This is a genomic window from Bacillus sp. LR--39 (assembly GCF_053613335.1).
This window is the reverse complement of the sequence record NZ_JBSIOT010001670.1, coordinates 1-508: the sequence shown is the minus strand read 5'-3', so window position 1 is coordinate 508 and position 508 is coordinate 1. Positions and strand designations below refer to the sequence as shown.

Here is a 508-nt window from a genome sequence, read left to right as displayed (position 1 = left end):
TCATTTCATCAATCTTGTGAGCGTCAATATCAATGCAGGTTACATGATGTCCAATCTCAGAAAGAGAAACACCTGTCACAAGACCGACATAGCCTGTTCCGATGACTGTTATATTCATTGTTTCCCTCCAACAGTTAAATTGCTGCTTTGCAGCTTCCGTAATATCGTATGAGAACATCCTATCATGAATGCGAATGATCTCCCGCATAGCCTGTCGGGTACAGCCTGTACAGATTTCTGAAATGTGATTCAACCATACAATACACTATTATATCGCTCTCAAAAAGAAAGTGGTGAAATGAGAATCGGCTGTTAAAAAAGACCAAACAATTTTCTTCTTTTGACCGGCTGCGGAGGCTGTCTGAAGATGGTCTGATTCCGCAGGAGAAGCTCTGCATTTTCCGTCAGCATATAAGGAAGTTCCGAGCCGAATTCTTTCTCTAGAACATAAAGGGCCTCTTGAGTGTGAAAATTTCTCGTTTTCACATTATGGGCATCTGAGGCTACG

1 protein-coding gene and 1 pseudogene are annotated in these 508 nt (G+C 41.9%); both read right to left on the bottom strand.

Annotated features, from left to right (window positions below):
- Positions 1–178: NAD-binding protein (locus ACWHAR_RS32430; RefSeq protein WP_452089098.1), on the bottom strand; the 178-nt coding region annotated here is incomplete at its 3' end.
- A gap of 134 nt (positions 179–312) precedes the next feature.
- A pseudogene (locus tag ACWHAR_RS32425) lies at positions 313–508 on the bottom strand (tyrosine protein phosphatase); the annotation flags it as partial.